Source organism: Algoriphagus aurantiacus, from assembly GCF_035156405.1.
Taxonomy (GTDB): domain Bacteria; phylum Bacteroidota; class Bacteroidia; order Cytophagales; family Cyclobacteriaceae; genus Algoriphagus; species Algoriphagus aurantiacus.
Genome location: NZ_JAXRUT010000079.1, coordinates 1 through 847, shown reverse-complemented (window position 1 = coordinate 847; position 847 = coordinate 1). Strand labels below are relative to the sequence as shown.

Annotated in this window: 1 protein-coding gene; it reads right to left on the bottom strand. The window is 51.4% G+C overall.

Annotated elements, in window-relative coordinates:
- Positions 1–92 precede the first annotated feature (92 nt).
- On the bottom strand, positions 93–847 hold a 755-nt coding region (locus SYJ56_RS25810), incomplete at its 5' end, for a reverse transcriptase domain-containing protein (RefSeq protein ID WP_323839287.1).

Sequence of the window (847 nt, the reverse complement as noted above, 5' to 3'; positions counted from 1 at the left end):
GTTAATCGGGATGGGTAGGCGGTGATTTACCGCCGTCCCCCCCACACCACCGGGCATACGCTTTAACGTACCACGGCGGTTTCCTCTATTGATTAACCTTTCTGTACAGCGACTAAAGATCGCAGACCTAAACCTGCGAACCATGCCAGCCCCATGCCATTTCGAACGTAAGGCAGGTTGGCCATAGGCCACCAACCATAAAATCTTACGGCGTTCCAGGATTGATTTGCAGCTAGTCCGAGGGATCTGAGGAAACGGTATGTCGGATAGTTCCTTCCGTGTAGTTTCAGTGCATAGCACCTGAGCCGGTTGCGTATCCATCCGTCCATTTCTCTCAGGGCACTCAGCCATGTGTTGCATCTTCGGAAGTAGGTGGCCCAGCCTTGGATGATCAGGTTCAGTTCCCCGACGAGCCTGCCGAGCGGGATCGCCCGGTTGCGCTTGGTCACTTCCCTGATCTTTGTCTTGAACCTAAGGATGCTTTTGTCCGCTATCCGGATTTTACCATCTCCCATGATGGTGTGACCCAAGAATTTGACATGGTCACATTTGCGGACTCCGCTCTTCTCCAGGTTCACTTTCAGCTTAAGCCTCTTTTCGATAAAGGTGGTCATTGATTTCAGCACTCTGTGTGCTGATCTTTCACTTCCCACGAAGATGTTACAGTCGTCTGCATACCGTACAAAGCTCAGACCTCTCACTTCCAGCTCTTTATCCAGCTCGTCAAGGACTATGTTTGACAACAGCGGAGATAGTGGACCTCCTTGCGGAGTTCCCGCTATTCGCTGTGTCTCAACTCCTCCCTGCATCAGTCCGGCTCGAAGGAATTGGTGGATCAATTTTAGTA